The organism is Bacillus massiliglaciei (genome assembly GCF_900098925.1).
Lineage (GTDB): Bacteria > Bacillota > Bacilli > Bacillales > DSM-1321 > Peribacillus > Peribacillus massiliglaciei.
On sequence record NZ_LT622342.1, the window covers coordinates 1 to 17,299 of the forward strand.

Consider the following 17,299-nt stretch of genomic DNA (forward strand, 5'->3'; position numbering starts at 1 on the left):
CAAAACGCTCCTTCCATTGTTGTTCGAGCGTTGGGTTCATAAAAAAACCTCCTTCAAGCTTGTAAACTTAAGGAGATTATCTCATGGTTGTTTTTAAGGTTGTAGGTGGGCACAGTTTTACGCTTACGGAACTATATGACGCAAAAATTCAAAATGGGGTCTTAAAACAGACAGTCTTAGAAAATATTGAAGGCTATTCTCTAATTCAAAAGGAAACTAAACCACCCAAACGTTACACAGAAGGTACACTTTTAAATGATATGGAACATGCAGCTAAATTTCTGGAAGAAGCTAATGATAAAAAGATGTTAAAAACCGTTGAAGGAATCGGAACTGTTGCAACCAGGGCAGCTATTATTAAGAAATTAGTAGAACGGGGGTTTATCGAGAAAAAGAAAAATCAAATAATTTCTACTCCACTGGGCCGGGAATTAATTGGGATGATGCCTGAAGACTTTTCCTTATATAGTGTTAAATTAACTGCCCTATTTGAAACGATGCTATCTCAGGTAGAGCATGGTGAGTTAACAGAAGACACGTTTTATGAAGAATTAGAGGGTTTGCTCAATCGAACATCAGAAGAAATTAAAGGAAATGTAAAAGTTCTTTCAGCTGCAGCTAATCCAACTAAAGAAGCTGTGGCCGTTTGTCCAAAATGTAAAAAGCCGGTCTATGAAAATAGCAAAGGTTATTCATGTTCCGGTTTTAAAGAAGGTTGTAGAACTACAGTCTGGAAAAATGGATTAGAAAAGCTAGGGAAAAAGAATATCACTAAAATTGAAGCTGGTAAATTACTATCCGGAAATGTTATTAAAGTAAGTCTGAAAACAAGACAAGGAAAACCGTATAAAGCTGACGTTGTTTTTAATAAAGAGAAAAGTTGGATTGAATTTGCTAAATAATATTGTCCTTTAATAAATCAAGCACAAGAAGAGAGCCTAACGTTATGCTCTCTTCTTTTTTTCGCATTTTAATATTAAATATATATCTACATTATACGGATAGGGAGTTTTTAGAATGGAGGGAGAATCATGGTGAATAATCATCCTGTTAATGTTGTCTTGCAAGAGCTAAATATCGGGCTGTACCATTCTTTATTTTACTTGGTTGGCTTGCTCTTATTGATTACAGTTTGTATGCTAGGGATTAAGTGGGGACGAAATAGAAATAGAGAGAAGAGGCTTGCCAATTCCGGGATAAAGGATATTGATAAGATGGACGGCTTTCAATTTGAGGTATATTTAAAAGTCCTTTTTAAAAAGCTGGGATACGCTCCTTTAGTAACTAAAAAAAGTGGTGATTTTGGAGTAGATCTCTTATTAAAGGGAAGTAATCAAACCATAGCGATTCAAGCTAAGAGGTATGGCTATGGAAATAAGGTATCTATAAAAGCTATCCAGGAAGTCTATGCCGGCGGAAAATTTTATTCAGCAGATGAAAATTGGGTGGTTACGAATAGCTTCTTTACAAAATCAGCTCTGCAGCTTGCAGAAGCATGTAACGTGCGCCTGGTAAATCGACATCAGCTTCAGGATCTTATTTTGAAAATTAACCCTGATAAGACTCCTGCAGATGTGAGAAAGGAAGTTCCTTCGGAAAAGAAAAAATGTCCTAAATGCAAAAGTGGATTGGTTTTGCGCAAGGGGAAAAGTAATGATGAATTTTATGGTTGCAGCAATTATCCAAATTGCACATACACAGCAAATATATACGAGATTAGTTAAGAAATCTCTTGAGAAATTTCACTATATGAATCTTTAAGAGGAATTTATTCGTATTAATATGTATAGGAGAAATCAAAAAAATATTGAATTCAAAATTCGAGGAATTAGGGAATAATTAGATTGTTCCCTTCGGGGAGTGATTATATGTTAAAAATATTAAGAAAGATTTGTTATAAAATAATAGCTATCATAATATTTCTGTTTGTTTTTAAATATGTCGATACTCAAATGGGTCAAGGGAATTATGATCCTATGGTATGGCTGTTTACCTTTGGAGTAGTAGTGGTAATCATCCGAATGCTGCTATCTGTATTTAAAAAAGCAAAACATAGCTGAATATCCTAGATTCATGTAGAATGGGAAATGAAGGAAAGATGACGGTTGATCGAACTATTCATCAAGCGCTCGACTTCTTGATAGTTTCCTGTATAAAGCCATTACCTTTCGATTCTCCCTTTCCCATTCTTCATTTTTGAGCATAGGAATAGAAAAATATCCTTCCATATCTGTCATTAACCGGGCTAGTTTAATTGATTTATGACATTATTCTTTTGTTTCTTCTTTTAATTCCTCCTGGATTACACATCAAACTGTTTTTGGATATCCATAATTGCTCGATTTAACTTTTGGATTTCCTGCCATATTTCATCCTTTTGTTGTGGTGTATAGTCACCAGTTTCCATTTCATTTTTTAAGTTATATATTTCATTTCTGAGAATACTTAATGCAAATTCTATGTGACCCATGCTCTCACTCCTTATCAACGTAGAATTTAATCGAACTGCGAATTACTTTTTTGTTCATATTCATTTAATGTGTTAACCAATAACTCTGTTTTATCTAAAGCTTTCATCATTCCAAACACTTCACACATAAAATTTTCTTTATTTTTATCAGATAGTTCACTAAAACGTTGTCTGAATTCGAATACATCCATTTTCCATTCCTCCAATGAGCAGAATAGGCATGATGGGGAGTTAATCGATTACCGGCTTGGCTTTCAAAGATCATAACTTGTTTAATTTCCTCAAATTGCTTTTTTTCTATATCGTTCAGTTTACATTGCACTCTACATACTCTTTTTTTACTCGCTTTCAAAAGATATCCCCCTAGGAAAATTTGTAGTACAATTTTTCTTTAAAAACGTAGTACAAATTCAAGGATGAAATCTGTCATTCATCTAAGTATTTATTTATTTCTTCTTTGATAGTTGGTATATCTTCAACGCTTTTATATTCCTCCAGAATAAATTTTAATTCCGTCTTCAAGGCTGATTTTTTAGGAGGGTTATTTTCAAGAGCCGCTTCAAATTGACTTAGTGCATCCCTGAATATTTTCGCTCTTCCTCCTTTTTTGAACCCATATTCATTTGATATTTGATCCATTTTTTCGAATACTTCAATATCGGTGTAGATATTCAAATCTTCATGTTCTTGGTTTCTCATTGACGGAAATTTATTTGACGGGACATAAACATCCATAATATAAGATGAAAGTTCATAGGTTAGTTCTCTATCTTCTACTATTTTTGAGAGTCTTTGTTTGGTGCCTTTAGGGATCTTGAAAGTCTGTCTTTGTTGCTGCGTCTTTTGAATTGGATTATCTTTGTATTTCTCTACAAGAATTTTCATTATATCTCGCATGATTGCAGATCGATTAATAGAGAAATTTTTTATTTTTGCCTCGTTAATCAAACGGTCTAATTTAATAATTTCTTCTTCTGTCATCCAGTACGGTTGGATGACAATATTATTTACAGGGGTCTGTAATTGTTCCAGTGACTCCGGTAACTCATACTCATTGAGTAAGTAATTTTTCAAGATTTTCTTACTCTTGTATACGGGTAGGGCTTTTTTAAAGTCATTTAGTAAATCAGGAGTAAAACTGAAGGAATATTGCTTCATAAAAACACCTTTTCTTTTAGTTGATAAAAAGATTTCCATCTTCTGCTTCGTATATATTTTTCCTATTGTATCTGTAATTTGCAATGTGCAGGGCCATTTCCTTTTGATATTGGTCCAGCTTTGTAAAAACCTCATGGAATTGAAGGTCTACACCGTTATCATAAAGTGCTACAGCTAACTTTGCTAGGACTTTTTCAGCATTTGAAAAAGTTTCGCTTTGGAACATTTTTTCATAGTCAAATCCATTAACCCAATTTACATAGGGAATCATTTTTTGTTCAAGCTCTTTACTGCTGGCCATGATGTAGGCGATTGAAATTAACTCACGATCGCCGGATAGATTAGATGGAATTTGATTTTTAATGAGAGAAAAGCGTTTTTGTTGTTCAAAGCTAATGAATTTCATGTTAAAAGCCTCCTTTTATTTATGATACAATTATAACATTAATACATCAAAAAGACACTAAAAAAAAGCTCCTGAAAATCAGGAGTAAATAAATTAAACACTCAATCAAAAGAAAACACTTTAGATAATTTTATTATATCATAAATTGTATTGATTTAATCATGTTATTTGTACCAATAACATGATTAAAAATTTAAAAATTCAAAATGTGAGAAAGAGGCTTTCATTCATGGCATAAACGAGCCTTTGTTTATGCACTATACTAATAGCAATAGAAAGGAGAAAAGTTGATATGATACCGGATGATGATTATGAAATGATTGAGTCTGTACTTTATCTCCCTATGCTTCTCCGGATTTTAGAACGTGATCGAGTGATATTTGAACAGTCTGCTGTAAAATTTAAGTTGCCGTATATAAAACTGATGGATGAAACAATTAAGAGGGTTCGCAAGGAGTTAAAGTCAGCTAAGAGCTATTTAAGGAATGAAAATATAATCTTGGAAAAATTGGGGGTGAACGGAGATTTTACCGCTTACAGAGTGTTTTACAAAGGATATATCGAGGATCGGAACTACTGGAACGTACGACTGAGAAATAGAACGGAAGAATTGTTGGAGCAGTACCTGAATGACGGCAGGATATAAGGAAAAAGCATCCGCTTGAATGAATAAATGCCGGTTTTAAATAGAATTTACTCATTTATGGTAAAATTACACTAAATATAAACAGCAGTCTATATGTATTAGGCTGCTGTTTATATTTAATCTTTTATCGAAATTGTTAATCTCCCCATAAATTATCCTCATTATAATGAACTTCTTGTATCATTTTGTTTATTTTGCCCTTCATTTCCTTCGGTGGCTAGATTCTTCATCGATAACTCTAATGAATTCATTAATTTATTATGTTCCTTTAAATAGGATTCTATTAAGTCATTTTTATAATGTAAATTATTCAATATCTATCGCAGTGATTATCAAATTTTTATGATACAAGGTTGAGGAGATTTTTGTATTGTAGTGTATATTGAGCTTATCTAAGGTGTCTTTTATAAGAAATTCATTATCTATATCTTCAATAGGAATTTTGATTGATTTTTCTTTTTCGAAATGTTTTATTATAGTTTGTTCATCTAAAGTATTGTTTTTTCTCATTATTTTTTCTTCCTTACTTAATCGTTTTGTATGACTCGTAATTAGGCAATAGCCATAACAATAAAGTTGCTTTTCTGTGCGAAATTAGAAATATAAGTGATTTTTCTAACCAATTCGGCTCCGGTATATTCCTCTTTTTCAGGAATGAATTCTTGTAAAATCAACCAGTCTCCAACTTTAAAATCATGAGAATTTTCTCTAATCTCGAATGTTTTTTCTCTGGAAGATAATGCTTTGAAATAAGCAGGATAGACTTTCAAATGATGTGTACTCATTCAATTCCTCTCCTTTTAATTCGGAATAGACACATAATCTGTACCTATTCCGAAATTAGCTAATTAATTTTGGTTGTTCATTTTTTTGTTACTTAACTGGATTAATCGTATAGATTTCTTCACGTTCATAACCAGGTTCTTTCAGTTCTTCCCGTTTAATTACGTACATTTCAATTCCTCCTTAAAGTTCATCTTGCATTTTGTTTATTAATCCTCTGACAGCTCCTCGGAGCTTTTCAGAAGCCTCTGAATCCTCTATATCATCTAAAGTGTCGAGGATCTCTTCAAATCCTTTTACAAGTGAATCAAAACTATATTTAAACTTCATAATGGTAGTGTCATGTGATTTCGATGATATTTGTTTGCGCAACATTTCCAATTCTTCTTTTACTTCTTTTGGAATTTTCTCTATGACTGCAGGGACTTCTATGGGCTGCTCCTTTAGCTGTTTTTCTAACTCTTTAATGCGATCATTTGAACGTTCTAACGATTTTTCCTTAGACTTCAAAGAGGAGGAAAGCTGATTTATTTCCGCATCGTTTCCGGAGTTTACTGCACTTTGTAGCTGTTCCTCTAAATTTTCTATTTTATGTTTGTCCTGTTCAGCTTGTTCTTTCAATGTTTCAACATTATTTTTTAATTTTTCTTTTGCTTCCTTCTCCTTATCCGCTTTCTCATCACTGAGCTTTAACTGCTCTTCTAACTTTTTCTTTTCTTTTATAGCTTCCTGCAGTTCTCTTGTGGACATATTTTCAAGGGCGTTTTCATCTATGAAATTTTCTCTTTCTTCTGCAGGGATACTAAGTAAAGCAACAGCTTGCGTATAGTTTAATTTCGCAATCGCTTGCGAACTATCAATTTCGCCGCTTAGTGACAATTGATCGCCGTACTCATCGTATATTTTCATTAAGTTGTTAGCTGTTCTTTGTGAATAGTCTACAGATTTTTTAAGCCAGTTCCCCCATTCACCGCGGGGAAGCATTTTTTTGACTTCGACAAGTCTTTTTCCTATTTCTATCGAACTTAACAAGAAAATCTTTTGGGTTTGCTCTTTGATACTATTGATTTCCAAAGCTATTAAATCAGAATTTCTATTATTCAGTTCATTCATATTGCTAATTTCCTTCCTTTTTTCATCTTAGCAAGTATATCTTGATTAAAAGCAACGAGAAAAGACTTTACTTCATCATTAGGATTGGCGTTATCATAACCATGACATTGAATAACTTTATTTAAACTCAAATCTACTTCAACTGTGAAATATGGTGTGTTAGGGTTTTCCTTTTTTCTAATCAAGAGAATTGTGATTCCACCTTCTGAATACCTTTTAGCATAGTCTCCAACACAATGAAGTAAATATTTCCCTTCGTCAAAAAGTTCTAAGCTTGAAACAGCTGGACGGATGAATAGATTACCGTATTGGAAGTTGAATTTTTTAAGGCCTGGTTGAAGACTTGCGATTTTTTGATTAATAATTTTATCTTTTTTAAATTTCATTTTTCGAATTGTCTTCTGGTGAGCGTTAAACAAACTATTAGGAGTTAATGTTTTCTCTTCTTTTATATTGAGTCCTAATTCATTGCATTGTTCTAAATAATCGGTCCATGAAATGATGACATTTAAGATATTTCGATATCTGGTAGAATCCTTTTTTACTTGGTTATTTGCGTAACGAACAATCCGCTCGGTTGATAAATGATTTTGTAACTGAGCAAACCTTTGCTTATAATACCCTCCTGTTATCAAGCCTTCGCAAGATTTTGCTATCTCCCAAGAAACAGGAGAATTTCGCTTCTTGAACCATTTATACGTACTTAGAAGGGCGGGGGTCATTTCGATATTAGTGGCTTTCCAATCATTGATTTCCTTCTTTGTTAACCCTAAGATTTTATTCATTGTTTTACCGCGGTGGTTAATGCTTCGATATAAAGACCATCCATCTACCATGTTAGTAACAATGCGGGGCATTCCCATTTTTATTAAATATTCAACAAATGGGTATTTAGAAAATACACTAAAAAATTTCACAAGGTCTATATTTTGTTCATAATAGTATTCCCACTGGCTATATATAAACTTCGTTCCCTTGATTGCGTTTTTCAAGCTCTCAACTGACTGTTCGGAATACTTTGTGTATATATTCTTTCCGACTATAGAATATGGTTTGCTGGCAAAATTCCAACCTTTTCTATAACTCTCTGGATCGTTGTGCATCATCGTTGCTTTTCCTAATTCAAAGAGATACCTTGTCACAGGGAGAATAGTAAGTTTTCCGGTCATTTCTGTTCTATAATCTAATGTGGCATAATATCCGGTAGCTGTTATGGCTTGTGAATCCAGAAGGGATTTTTCGTACCAAACAACATACATTCTATCTACCATTTTTCCTCTCCCACGTCCTACTGACTTTACTATTACCTTTGAATGGCATTTTTCACATTGCCAAATTTCATTGTGCTTTAAAATCTTATCAGAAAGAACGGTGTGATTAGATTTACAATGAGTACAGCATCCGCGTTGCAAGGTTGAAGTCATTCTTTTCACATAAAAATATCTGCTATTTAAGAGGGCGTTATTTATGATATACGACTTTAACTCATCGCTAATTTCAAAAGAAAAATGAGCCTGAAATTCCAATTCATTATTCAATTTAATTTCGCTCCTTTACAAAAAATCATCTAATTTAACATCGAATCGTTTCCTTTTTTTGATTTGAGTTTTAGGTTCAGGAAAAGCTGGTGCTTGGGTTTTGATTCCAAAGTATCTCATCACTAAACTGAAGCCTTCTTCAGGAGTAAACATAGCAAATCCATCAACTGCTTTTTTCTGAGCTTCCGATTTCATAAAATCTAAACTTTTTTTTATTGTCTTATCAGAGGAAAGGATGATTCCTGCTGCTTTTGAGTTCTCTTTAATTTGAGTTATTAAAAACTCGCCTATGGTCTGGATATAATTATCTTTTTCATTTTTACTCATTTCATTTTTTAATTTTTCGATTGATTGTTGTTCAACATTTTTTTCTTCCGTCATAGTTACCACCACTTTTCCTTGATTTATATAAGTCGGTAGTTTTAAATGGCAAAACCAATGAATAAAAGAACAGGAGGAGGAAGAGGGCGTTTCCTCTCTCCTGTATGTAATTTTTACAGATAACCTTTTTCTTTCAACGACACATATTTATTAGGATTATTGGTAACAACCAAGCTATCAAGCACTTCAATTCCTAGAAACTTCCCTGCTTCCACAAGTCGTTTGGTAACTTCCACGTCTTCCCTTGATTCAGTGGGGTCGTATGATGGGTGATTATGAGCGACTACAATTGAAGCGCCATTATTCAATATAGCTGATTTGAAAACCTCTCTGGGATGCACAATACTTGAATTAATGCTCCCTATATGGCATCTGTGAACGGCGTTCACTTGATTCTTAGTGCTAAGAACTAGCACTAAAAATACTTCTCTATCTTCCTCCCCGATGTACTTAGTACTAATTTCTGCCGCGTCTTGCGGTGAACGAATGATAAATCTATTACCCTCGATTTCTCGCACTTCTTGTTTGATTCTTACAATTTCATTCATTAGTTCTAACTTTTCTTTCGCCATTTAAAACGCTCCTTTTTCTTTTGAGTGATTGTTTAATTTTATATAAGCAGAAAGATTTGCTTTTCTATTTAGGTATTAATTCCTCACCTCCTTATAATACAATTATAACATTTTTACATCATAAAAGCAATGAAAAAACCGATGAAATACCATAATATCGCACTTTATTTACCGGAATGTTAATTGAATTAATTGGAATTTCCTTTAATTTCAAAATTGTTGTTGGCATATCCGTACGCTAAAATTCTTAAAAAATTTATGAGTTTCCCTGTCCTCTTATCGATCAATATAAAAGCAGACCTTATTTCTTTTCTATTTTTCTCATCTTCCTTTTCAATTAACCCCAAAAGATATTCAACTTTTAAAATATATTCTATTCCCCCGTTTTCAATTGAGATAGATTCATTTAGTATACCGTTCTTTTCTAACGTTTTTCTAAAAAATGATTTTCTGGCCAATTTAATGTTCCCTCCTGAAAGTTTAAGGCTAGGTTTTAAAATAAAGATGAATTACATTATATTCCCTACCTATTTCCTTTAATGGTAACTAAGTAAGTAAATTACTTATCTTGAATAGATTATAACATTTTTACATCATAAAACAATAACAGGATTTTTTTTTGGGTTTTTTAAGTTTCTGGAAATAACCAACACTTAAGAATCCATATATTGTAATATCTGTGTTTCAAAAGGTATACCTTTTTATCCTTTAATAATGCTCTTGAAAATTAAGTATTTATCTAGTTTCAAAAGGTCGAAAAATAATTAAGGGACGTTTCGAAAAAACAATACACCTTTAGGGACGTTTTGTGTATAATTTATGACATTAAGAAGGGGGAAGGCATTTTGAAAAGATTTGCTTACATCAGAGTTTCTGATAAAGATCAAAATGAAGATCGGCAAGTTGAGACTATGAAAAAAGAAGGAATAGATGATCGAGATATATTTATTGAAAAAATGAGTGGAAAGAATTTCGAACGTCCGAAATATCAATTATTAAAACAGCTAGTGCGAAAAGACGATGAAATTGTATTTGATTCAATTACCAGAATGGGCCGCTCGATGAATGAAACTTTAAAAGAGTATGAATGGTTTGTAGAAAATGGTATACAGTTAAAGTTTATAAAAGAACCAATGATTAATACTTCTAATGAGCAAGAAGATATTATAAAGCAAGCAATTCAGAGAGTTATTTTAACAGTACTAGCTGCATTTGCCGAAAAGGAACGTACTGACAGTAAAATTAGGCAGGCTGAGGGAATTCGGGCTGCCAAGGCTAGGGGTAAGCATTTAGGACGGCCAAAAGCTGTTATAACTCCTGAATTTGAGGAAGCTGTAAAATTATGGACTAATCAAAAAATTTCAGCAGTTGAGGCTATGAAAATGTCGAAAATGTCGAAGACAACCTTTTACCGTAAAGTAAAAGAATTAAAGGAAATTAACAAGGCGTAGTTTTAATACTATTTATGGGTATTTAAAATATCGTCTTTTATGTTTACATTAATAGTCCACGTGGCTATAATATAGTTAGTTGTAGTGGTTTACAAATTGTAGACAGCGTAAATTTTAGCATCAAAATAAGTATAAGTTTCGATTTACTTATTGAGGATTTCCTCAACCTAATTTTTATTACTTAAATTTTTTAGCTGGAGGGAATCCATGGAGCAGCGTTTTCATTCTAATTGACTGGTCATCAATTAGAACAAGGAGGTTAAAGAAAGAGACACCCGTGGAGGGGTGTCTCTTTCTTTTTTTATTTCGCCTATAATATCCTGTCCATCGGATCAACACGCAAAGCCTTTCCAATTCTCGTTCGTGCAAGGGAAGTAGAAACGGGTCAATGTTTCCACAACGTATATTTTCAGACTTCAAAGAAAGAATATAGACAAGGGGTCACCGATTATTTTGTAATAGCCGGCAGGAGTGTTGTGACCATTTGAATAACAGTGTCGTATGATATCACACCATTGTAGGCTAATATTATACAGATTGCTAGGACTCCGCAGAGTAGAATCCATAGCCACCGGGGGCTCCTGCTATTTCCTGGTGGCAAACTGCCATTTGTTACTGAATGTTCTGTAATTGTTGTTACTGTAGTAGTAGTAGTGGTCGTTGTAGTATGCGTAATATTTTGGATATTCTGCATCAAATAGTACCTCGTTTCTTAGTAGTAAGTAACGAGAACCGGTAACTTTTTCCCTGCTGAGATTATTTTACCATGAAATAGAATGGTAGATGGTGTTTAGGGGGAAGTTTTTATGGCATAGAGGGGTACGACCGAGGTACTTGTAAAAAAGGGTCATAGCATGGATTTTTTTTACATTTACAACCCTTTTTACTCTGTAGGGTAGGGTGGGGTCAGAAAAGTGCGGTTGTTGGTAGGATCCTAATAGGGGTAGTGTCATTGTCGCTACTCCTATTAAGGAATACTTAAACTAAATCACAAATTAATAAGAAGAAACACATCTTAAAAAATGAGCATTGAACCTTTGCATAATAAGCAAAAGTCCTTTAAAATTTGTTAGCCGGGTAGAAAATGCTATAATGCTCTTATAAAAAAGAATGGATGCAAAATAGTTTAGGTAAGTTCTAAAACGATTTCTTTTATTCTTCGACAAACAGGCCAGATTCGTAATTTCTCAAGAGAATAATACAAGTCGCTGTAGGGGTTTTTGTGTTTTTTCACTTATGATCACTTTGATATACAAGACCTATTTCATCTCTCACTTTATCCAACACTTGTATCGTGGTGTATGAATTTTTATATGAGTTAGTATCAGACTCTGTTTTTCCTCGGTTGATTAATTCAATAAATTCTTTCACTTCGTAATACATAGCTGGATGAGATTGGTCGACTGTTAATTGTTCAACCGTGCCGTCAGTGTAGTGAATTTCTACTTTTTCAGCCGTATGAATCTTATCAATCATGATACTTCCTTTTTCGCCTTGAATTTCGCTTGGTAAATAAGAGTTCGTTATTTTGGAATACATCACAATCGCATCTTTATCATCATATTTTAAGATGACGCTACCTTCACCATCCACACCCGAATCAAGCATAATGCCAGTTGCCTTCACTTCTTTTGGTTCACCAAATAATGTAATAAGTGGATACAAACAATAGACACCAAGGTCCATTAATGAACCGTTCGCAAACTCTGGATTGAAGGCATTAAGGACAATTCCTTCTTTGTATTTATCATAACGAGATGAATACTGACAATAGCTTGCAAAGTATCTACGGATAGGACCAATTTTATGTAAATTATCTTGAATGACCTTGAAGTTTGGAAGTAATGTTGATTTCATTGCTTCCATTAATAGGGCGTTATGATCTTTTGCGGCTTGAATCATCCTCGCTACTTCGGTTGCATTAACAGCCAGTGGCTTTTCACATAACACATGTTTGCCATTTTGCAAAAATAAAATAGCTTGTTCTGCGTGATATGAATTGGGAGTAGCAATGTACACCGCGTCAATTTCTTGACTAACTGCCATTTCTTTTAGGTTTGTAAATATTTTTGTTACTCCATATTTACTTGCAAATTCTTCTGCTCTACTAATCGTGCGAGAATAAACAGCAGTTAGTTTAAAATCTTCTACATCATTTGCTGCTTCAAGTAATCTTTCTGTAATCCAATTAGTACCGATTACGCCGAATCGAACCATTTATTCAACCTCATTCCTTTGTTTTATAAAACGAAGAGTTTTGTTTACTACACTTATGAAGCGTTTTTCATCGCCAATAGGATTTTATTTTCCCATAAAAAAACTTATATAGACATGGGGCCTACCAGTGAAATATTGGTGATAACCCAAATAGGGCTCATACTGTGAGTGATGGCTAAATTCTTGGCTGTGCCCCACCCAATAATGATCTCTGATCCGGCCATAGAAGGGACTGAATCAGAGGCTATTTTTTCTTTCCTGTATGGACTGTGTTATTTGTAATATGCAGTAAAGACCGCAATTCATAAAAGAAATAAATGCGGTCTTTACGATGTTTCCATATTTTTTAAAGTGTACTCTATTCGAGATTGGCATGTTTGCCGTACATTTTAGTAGAGTCTAAGCCTTTTTTTTCCATAAAACGCAAGATCAATGCATCATAAAATAATAACATCGTTTGCTCAAAAAGTGACCCCATTGGTTGTATGGTCTTATATTCACTTTCAGATTGATCTTTCGGTGATCCAGGCAATTTAATGATAATATCAGCTAATTTTCCAATCGTGGAGTCAGGGGAAATCGTTACAGCTGCGACCGTCCCACCTAAACTTTTTGCTTTTTCAGCGATTGAAACCAAGGTTTTCGTTTCACCTGAACCTGAACCGATGATCAACAAATCACCTTTTTCTAAATTTGCTGTTACAGTTTCACCGACTACATAAGCATCGATCCCCATGTGCATCATTCTCATCACGAAAGATTTGCCCATAAATCCAGATCTGCCCGCACCTGCAACAAAGATTTTTTTGGATTCCAGAATCTTATTAACCAACTTCTCTGCTTCTTCGCCAGAGATTAAGTCGACTGTCCGACTTAATTCTTGAACGACTTCAGCTAAATATTGAGTAGTTTTCATAGTTATAATTAACCTTGTTTAATTAATTCTTGCATTTTAGCTGCAACTGCTTTTTTATCGTCTTTGCTTGTGATACCGCCACCTACGATGACAAGATCTGGTTGTACTTTAATCACATCTGGAAGTGTTTCTAATTTGATTCCGCCTGCAATAGCAGTTTTCGCATTTTTTACAACGCTCTTAATGGTTGCAAGGTCTTCGAAAGAATTTTTTCCTACAGCTTGAAGGTCATAACCTGTGTGAACGCAGATATAATCTACTCCTAGTTCATCCAGTTCTTTCGCACGACCTTCAATGTCTTTAACTGCGATCATATCAGCAAGGATTTGTTTACCTTGTTTTTTTGCTTCTTCTACAGCACCTTTAATGGACTCGTCTTCAGCTGTACCAAGAATGGTGATGATGTCAGCGCCTGCTGCAGATGCTTGGCTAACTTCATATCCAGCTGCATCCATGATTTTAAGGTCAGCTAATACAGTTAAGTTAGGGAAGGCAGCTTTCACTTCCTTTACTGCTTTAAGGCCTTCATTAATCACAACCGGCGTGCCGATTTCTACAACATCTATATGATTTTCTACTTCTTTCACCAATTCAATGGCTCCTGGAATATCTACAAGATCTAATGCTAATTGTAATTTCATTTATTACTCGCTCCTTATATAATAGTATAATTGTGCCGTATAGCTTTCTTTTGCACAGTGTTATTGTATCCAATTGATAGCTATTTACTAACGGTATGATACTCAGTATACTGGGTATGTTACTAAATTAAAAGTATGCACTTTTTTATCATATAGTAACAAAAAGTATACTATGGGACATAATAAGGGTTGGAGGTGAAATGAATGCCGAATCTTGGGGAAAAAGTGTTTAATTGTGAAAAAGAATTGACTCTTTCGATTATTGGTGGAAAATGGAAAATGTTGATATTGTGGCATCTAGGAAAAGAAGGAACCAAACGTTTTGGTGAACTAAAGGCCCTCATGCCGGGTATCACTCAAAGAATGCTTGTTAATCAATTGCGCGAACTTGAAGACCATTTGATTGTTCATCGTGAAGTCTATCCTGTCGTTCCACCAAAAGTTGAATACTCACTCACTGAGTATGGAAGAAGTCTGATGCCTATTCTGGATGCTATGTATGACTGGGGTAAAGATTATATTGAGAATGTATTGGAAAAAGAAACAGAAAACAAATCGTCTATTCAGTAGAAAAAAGAGTTTCTCCTAGGGGTTCGAAAAAGTGTAAAAAAGTTCATATACTAACAAACCACGGTTAGCTATCTTAATAAAGATGCTGTCCGTGTTTTTTTATATCTCTACGTATTTAAAAGGTTGAAAAAACACAACATTTAAACACAACATTTAATAAAAGAACGGTGTTTGTCAATATAGTTGTCGCATTTAGCTTGTTTAGTATTTTATTAAATATCCGTTTACTGTCGTTTAGCTCCAAGTTCAATCAAGGCTACCGCGCTGCGCTTGCTGGCCTGGTGATTTGAGTCGAAAAGAAAAGCGTGCTTTCGACTCAAATCACCAGGGAAAAGGCGTATTATGATTTTCCCAATGCTTCTGTTTGCCCCTCATCTCGCATTGGATTAAGCGCTACTTTTTCGTGTGGCGACCAATTCCTTGTGGCTCGTGCCCAACGCTCTGGATGCTTCGCCTTCGCTGCTTCGTACACGTCTTTTCGGTTTTCTAATACGGCCACATACGCCCCAGTGTGGCACTGCACCGGTGTCACAAAATTGAGCCCACTATGCAAGTGAACCTCATTATACCAATAGACAAATTGCTGGGCCCATTGCCTTGCTTTCTCGAGTGACACAAACCCTTTGTGTGGGAAATCCGGGCGATATTTAAGCGTCCGAAACATCGCTTCTGAATACGGGTTATCGTTACTCACACGCGGTCTGGAAAACGAGCTTTGAATGCCCAATTTCTCCAGTAAACCTAGGAATGTTGCTGCTTTCATCGGACTACCATTGTCGGAATGTAACACCAGCGGTTCGCCTTGGATTTTTTCGCTGATGACTGCTTTTTTCACGAGTGTCTCCGCGTATTTTGCCTCTTCTGTTTCCCATACTTCCCAGTTGACTACCTTTCTACTAAATAAGTCGAGAATTAAATAGAGTCGATAAAATAAACCTTTTGCCGGTCCGCCAAGCCATGTAATATCCCATGTCCACACTTGATTTGGCGCTGTTGCGAGATGGCTCTCTGGGATTCTTCGCTCCGGTTTTTGGCTTCGACCTCGGTGATTTTGCATCTTTTCTTCACGCAACACACGATAAAATGTTGATTCTGACGCAATATAAGTGCCTTTGTCTGCTAGCTTCGGCACGATTTGCGTTGGTGGTCAATCAGTGTATTCTTCTTGTTTTACGACGGCCAGTATTTCTCCTTTTTCCTTTTCAGACAACTTATTTTTCGGTATTGGGCGTTTTGTAAGTGGACGCTGATCGACCTTCACGCAACCTTCCGCCACCCAGCGCTCATATGTCCGAACACTAATGTACAATACCTGACAAGCCTTCGTTAATCGAGCACCGTTTTGATTGGCTTCTTGTATCAGTTCTACAGCGAGTGCGCGATTTGACGGGCTAATCATTCTTCCTCGTCGTCCCCCCAAATCGCTTGGGCCTTTTTTCTAAGCAGTATTAATGCCGCAGCTTCTGCCAGCGCCTTCTCTTTCTTTTGTAAATCTTTCTCTAAAGCCTTCGCTCGTTGTTGTTCTTCTTTCAGCTGTACATTCAACTGCTTAGCTTGATCGAATGCCTGACCATGAAGGCATACACTCTTCCACGCCTCAATCTGTTCACGGTATAATCCTTTTTTGCGACAATACTCTGCTAGCTCCAGCTCATTCATCGAAAACGTCTCCATCACGATTAAAAACTTATCTTGACTACTCCACTTGTCGCTCGTTTGTCCATTGCCAGGCGTTGCAGTACCTGCAGCTCGTGCTTCCTTACGCCATTTATACAACGTCACTTCTGTAATACTTTCTTCTTTACTCAACTTCGCCACTGATTCATTCTGAGGTGGCATCATACGTTTGACAATTTCATCTTTTCGTTCCTGTGTGTAACGTACTCTATTTCGTCCTGTCATATCGATTGACCTCCGTGTAATTTACTTAATCATACCACGTTAGCCTCGTACGACATCTATCCTAACAGAGGGGGAGAATCAGTTACTAAAAAGCCAAGGGCAGCGAATCTTGTATAATCGCTGTCCTTGGCTTTTCACTCTTGGTATTGGATTCAAGTTTATAGTATTATTTTTAACACTATGTTATACCAATGTATCTATATGTTAATAAAGTGCGTACTTTCAAAAGTATAACATACGTAATATACTGATTTTGCTCAAGTAATAGCGAGCTTAAAGAATACTACCAAACCTTAAGGGAATACTGCTACAAGCATGGTGAGATGAAGTGAAACTTCATTTAATAATTTATACATGTTGTTGCTTTTTACGAAAGGAGAGATCCGCATGGAAAGGTTCAAAACTAAGCAGCGAAAAGTTTGTGAAAGATGTCTAATCATCACCATAAATAATGAAACCTGTCCAAAATGTGGACATTCTCAATTAAGAGATATCATTATTACCGGACAAGCTGGGAGAAATAAACGAAACTTAC

At 35.1% G+C, this 17,299-nt stretch carries 20 protein-coding genes and 1 pseudogene; 6 read left to right on the forward strand and 15 right to left on the reverse strand.

The genetic code is table 11. The features are described 5' to 3' along the window. Positions 1 to 83 precede the first annotated feature (83 nt). The 3 genes from BQ4305_RS00005 (at position 84) to BQ4305_RS00015 (ending at position 2,060) form a co-directional block, all read left to right on the forward strand. On the forward strand, positions 84 to 902 hold the full coding sequence (locus tag BQ4305_RS00005; RefSeq protein ID WP_110925904.1) for a DNA topoisomerase: 819 nt from the start codon (positions 84 to 86) through the stop codon (positions 900 to 902). Between the two features lie 234 nt (positions 903 to 1,136). Continuing rightward, positions 1,137 to 1,724, forward strand: a complete 588-nt coding sequence (locus tag BQ4305_RS00010; protein ID WP_407640125.1) for a restriction endonuclease — start codon at positions 1,137 to 1,139, stop codon at positions 1,722 to 1,724. A 144-nt stretch (positions 1,725 to 1,868) separates the two neighbouring features. Further along, entirely contained in the window at positions 1,869 to 2,060 is a 192-nt protein-coding gene (locus BQ4305_RS00015) for a hypothetical protein (RefSeq protein ID WP_110925906.1), read from the forward strand. Between the two features lie 242 nt (positions 2,061 to 2,302). Here the strand turns inward: BQ4305_RS00015 and BQ4305_RS21170 are convergent, their stop codons facing one another. From BQ4305_RS21170 to BQ4305_RS00025, 4 genes are all read right to left on the reverse strand, one after another. After that, complete coding sequence (locus tag BQ4305_RS21170; protein WP_199880493.1) at positions 2,303 to 2,470, reverse strand: hypothetical protein; 168 nt, start codon at positions 2,468 to 2,470, stop codon at positions 2,303 to 2,305. A gap of 26 nt (positions 2,471 to 2,496) precedes the next feature. Beyond that, positions 2,497 to 2,661, reverse strand: coding sequence for a hypothetical protein (locus tag BQ4305_RS21175; protein ID WP_199880494.1), 165 nt, complete (start codon positions 2,659 to 2,661; stop codon positions 2,497 to 2,499). 235 nt (positions 2,662 to 2,896) lie between these two features. Further along, a complete protein-coding gene (locus tag BQ4305_RS00020) occupies positions 2,897 to 3,667 on the reverse strand; it encodes a hypothetical protein (protein WP_110925907.1) in 771 nt (256 codons plus the stop codon). Further along, positions 3,645 to 4,034, reverse strand: a complete 390-nt coding sequence (locus tag BQ4305_RS00025) for a hypothetical protein (RefSeq protein WP_110925908.1) — start codon at positions 4,032 to 4,034, stop codon at positions 3,645 to 3,647. The genes BQ4305_RS00020 and BQ4305_RS00025 overlap by 23 nt, the downstream gene beginning before the upstream one ends. 292 nt (positions 4,035 to 4,326) lie before the next feature. Here BQ4305_RS00025 and BQ4305_RS00030 point away from each other — a divergent pair, with 292 nt between their 5' ends. Further along, positions 4,327 to 4,680: a YhjD family protein gene (locus BQ4305_RS00030; RefSeq protein ID WP_110925909.1), complete on the forward strand. Its 354-nt coding sequence runs from the start codon at positions 4,327 to 4,329 to the stop codon at positions 4,678 to 4,680. A 306-nt stretch (positions 4,681 to 4,986) separates the two neighbouring features. Here BQ4305_RS00030 and BQ4305_RS00035 read toward each other — a convergent pair whose 3' ends face one another. The 7 genes from BQ4305_RS00035 to BQ4305_RS00065 all read right to left on the reverse strand — a co-directional run bounded on the left by BQ4305_RS00035 (position 4,987) and on the right by BQ4305_RS00065 (position 9,525). Continuing rightward, a complete protein-coding gene (locus tag BQ4305_RS00035; RefSeq protein WP_110925910.1) occupies positions 4,987 to 5,190 on the reverse strand; it encodes a hypothetical protein in 204 nt (67 codons plus the stop codon). Positions 5,191 to 5,231: 41 nt separating this feature from the next. Then, complete coding sequence (locus BQ4305_RS00040) at positions 5,232 to 5,465, reverse strand: DUF3850 domain-containing protein (RefSeq protein ID WP_110925911.1); 234 nt, start codon at positions 5,463 to 5,465, stop codon at positions 5,232 to 5,234. Between the two features lie 181 nt (positions 5,466 to 5,646). Then, complete coding sequence (locus BQ4305_RS00045; protein WP_110925912.1) at positions 5,647 to 6,576, reverse strand: DUF3102 domain-containing protein; 930 nt, start codon at positions 6,574 to 6,576, stop codon at positions 5,647 to 5,649. Further along, a complete protein-coding gene (locus BQ4305_RS00050) occupies positions 6,573 to 8,114 on the reverse strand; it encodes a PcfJ domain-containing protein (RefSeq protein WP_110925913.1) in 1,542 nt (513 codons plus the stop codon). The genes BQ4305_RS00045 and BQ4305_RS00050 overlap by 4 nt, the downstream gene beginning before the upstream one ends. 15 nt (positions 8,115 to 8,129) lie before the next feature. Next, positions 8,130 to 8,495 (reverse strand): Cas9 inhibitor AcrIIA9 family protein, encoded by a 366-nt coding sequence (locus BQ4305_RS00055; protein WP_110925914.1) that lies wholly within the window; start codon positions 8,493 to 8,495, stop codon positions 8,130 to 8,132. 113 nt (positions 8,496 to 8,608) lie between these two features. Next, positions 8,609 to 9,067 (reverse strand): JAB domain-containing protein, encoded by a 459-nt coding sequence (locus BQ4305_RS00060; protein WP_110925915.1) that lies wholly within the window; start codon positions 9,065 to 9,067, stop codon positions 8,609 to 8,611. A gap of 188 nt (positions 9,068 to 9,255) precedes the next feature. Beyond that, positions 9,256 to 9,525 (reverse strand): hypothetical protein, encoded by a 270-nt coding sequence (locus BQ4305_RS00065; protein ID WP_110925916.1) that lies wholly within the window; start codon positions 9,523 to 9,525, stop codon positions 9,256 to 9,258. Positions 9,526 to 9,912: 387 nt separating this feature from the next. Here BQ4305_RS00065 and BQ4305_RS00070 point away from each other — a divergent pair, with 387 nt between their 5' ends. After that, positions 9,913 to 10,518, forward strand: coding sequence for a recombinase family protein (locus BQ4305_RS00070; protein ID WP_110925917.1), 606 nt, complete (start codon positions 9,913 to 9,915; stop codon positions 10,516 to 10,518). Positions 10,519 to 11,748: 1,230 nt separating this feature from the next. Here the strand turns inward: BQ4305_RS00070 and BQ4305_RS00075 are convergent. The 3 genes from BQ4305_RS00075 to hxlA form a co-directional block, all read right to left on the reverse strand. Then, positions 11,749 to 12,735, reverse strand: a complete 987-nt coding sequence (locus BQ4305_RS00075) for a Gfo/Idh/MocA family protein (protein ID WP_072526549.1) — start codon at positions 12,733 to 12,735, stop codon at positions 11,749 to 11,751. Between the two features lie 358 nt (positions 12,736 to 13,093). After that, positions 13,094 to 13,651, reverse strand: a complete 558-nt coding sequence (gene hxlB / locus BQ4305_RS00080) for a 6-phospho-3-hexuloisomerase (protein WP_110925918.1) — start codon at positions 13,649 to 13,651, stop codon at positions 13,094 to 13,096. Between the two features lie 8 nt (positions 13,652 to 13,659). After that, on the reverse strand, positions 13,660 to 14,292 hold the full coding sequence (hxlA, locus tag BQ4305_RS00085) for a 3-hexulose-6-phosphate synthase (protein WP_031538336.1): 633 nt from the start codon (positions 14,290 to 14,292) through the stop codon (positions 13,660 to 13,662). Between the two features lie 204 nt (positions 14,293 to 14,496). On the opposite strand from hxlA, the gene BQ4305_RS00090 reads away from it, so the two are divergent. Next, positions 14,497 to 14,862, forward strand: coding sequence for a winged helix-turn-helix transcriptional regulator (locus BQ4305_RS00090; RefSeq protein ID WP_063597030.1), 366 nt, complete (start codon positions 14,497 to 14,499; stop codon positions 14,860 to 14,862). Between the two features lie 340 nt (positions 14,863 to 15,202). Here BQ4305_RS00090 and BQ4305_RS22135 read toward each other — a convergent pair. Further along, a pseudogene (locus BQ4305_RS22135) lies at positions 15,203 to 16,764 on the reverse strand (IS3 family transposase). Between the last annotated feature and the right edge of the window lie 535 nt (positions 16,765 to 17,299).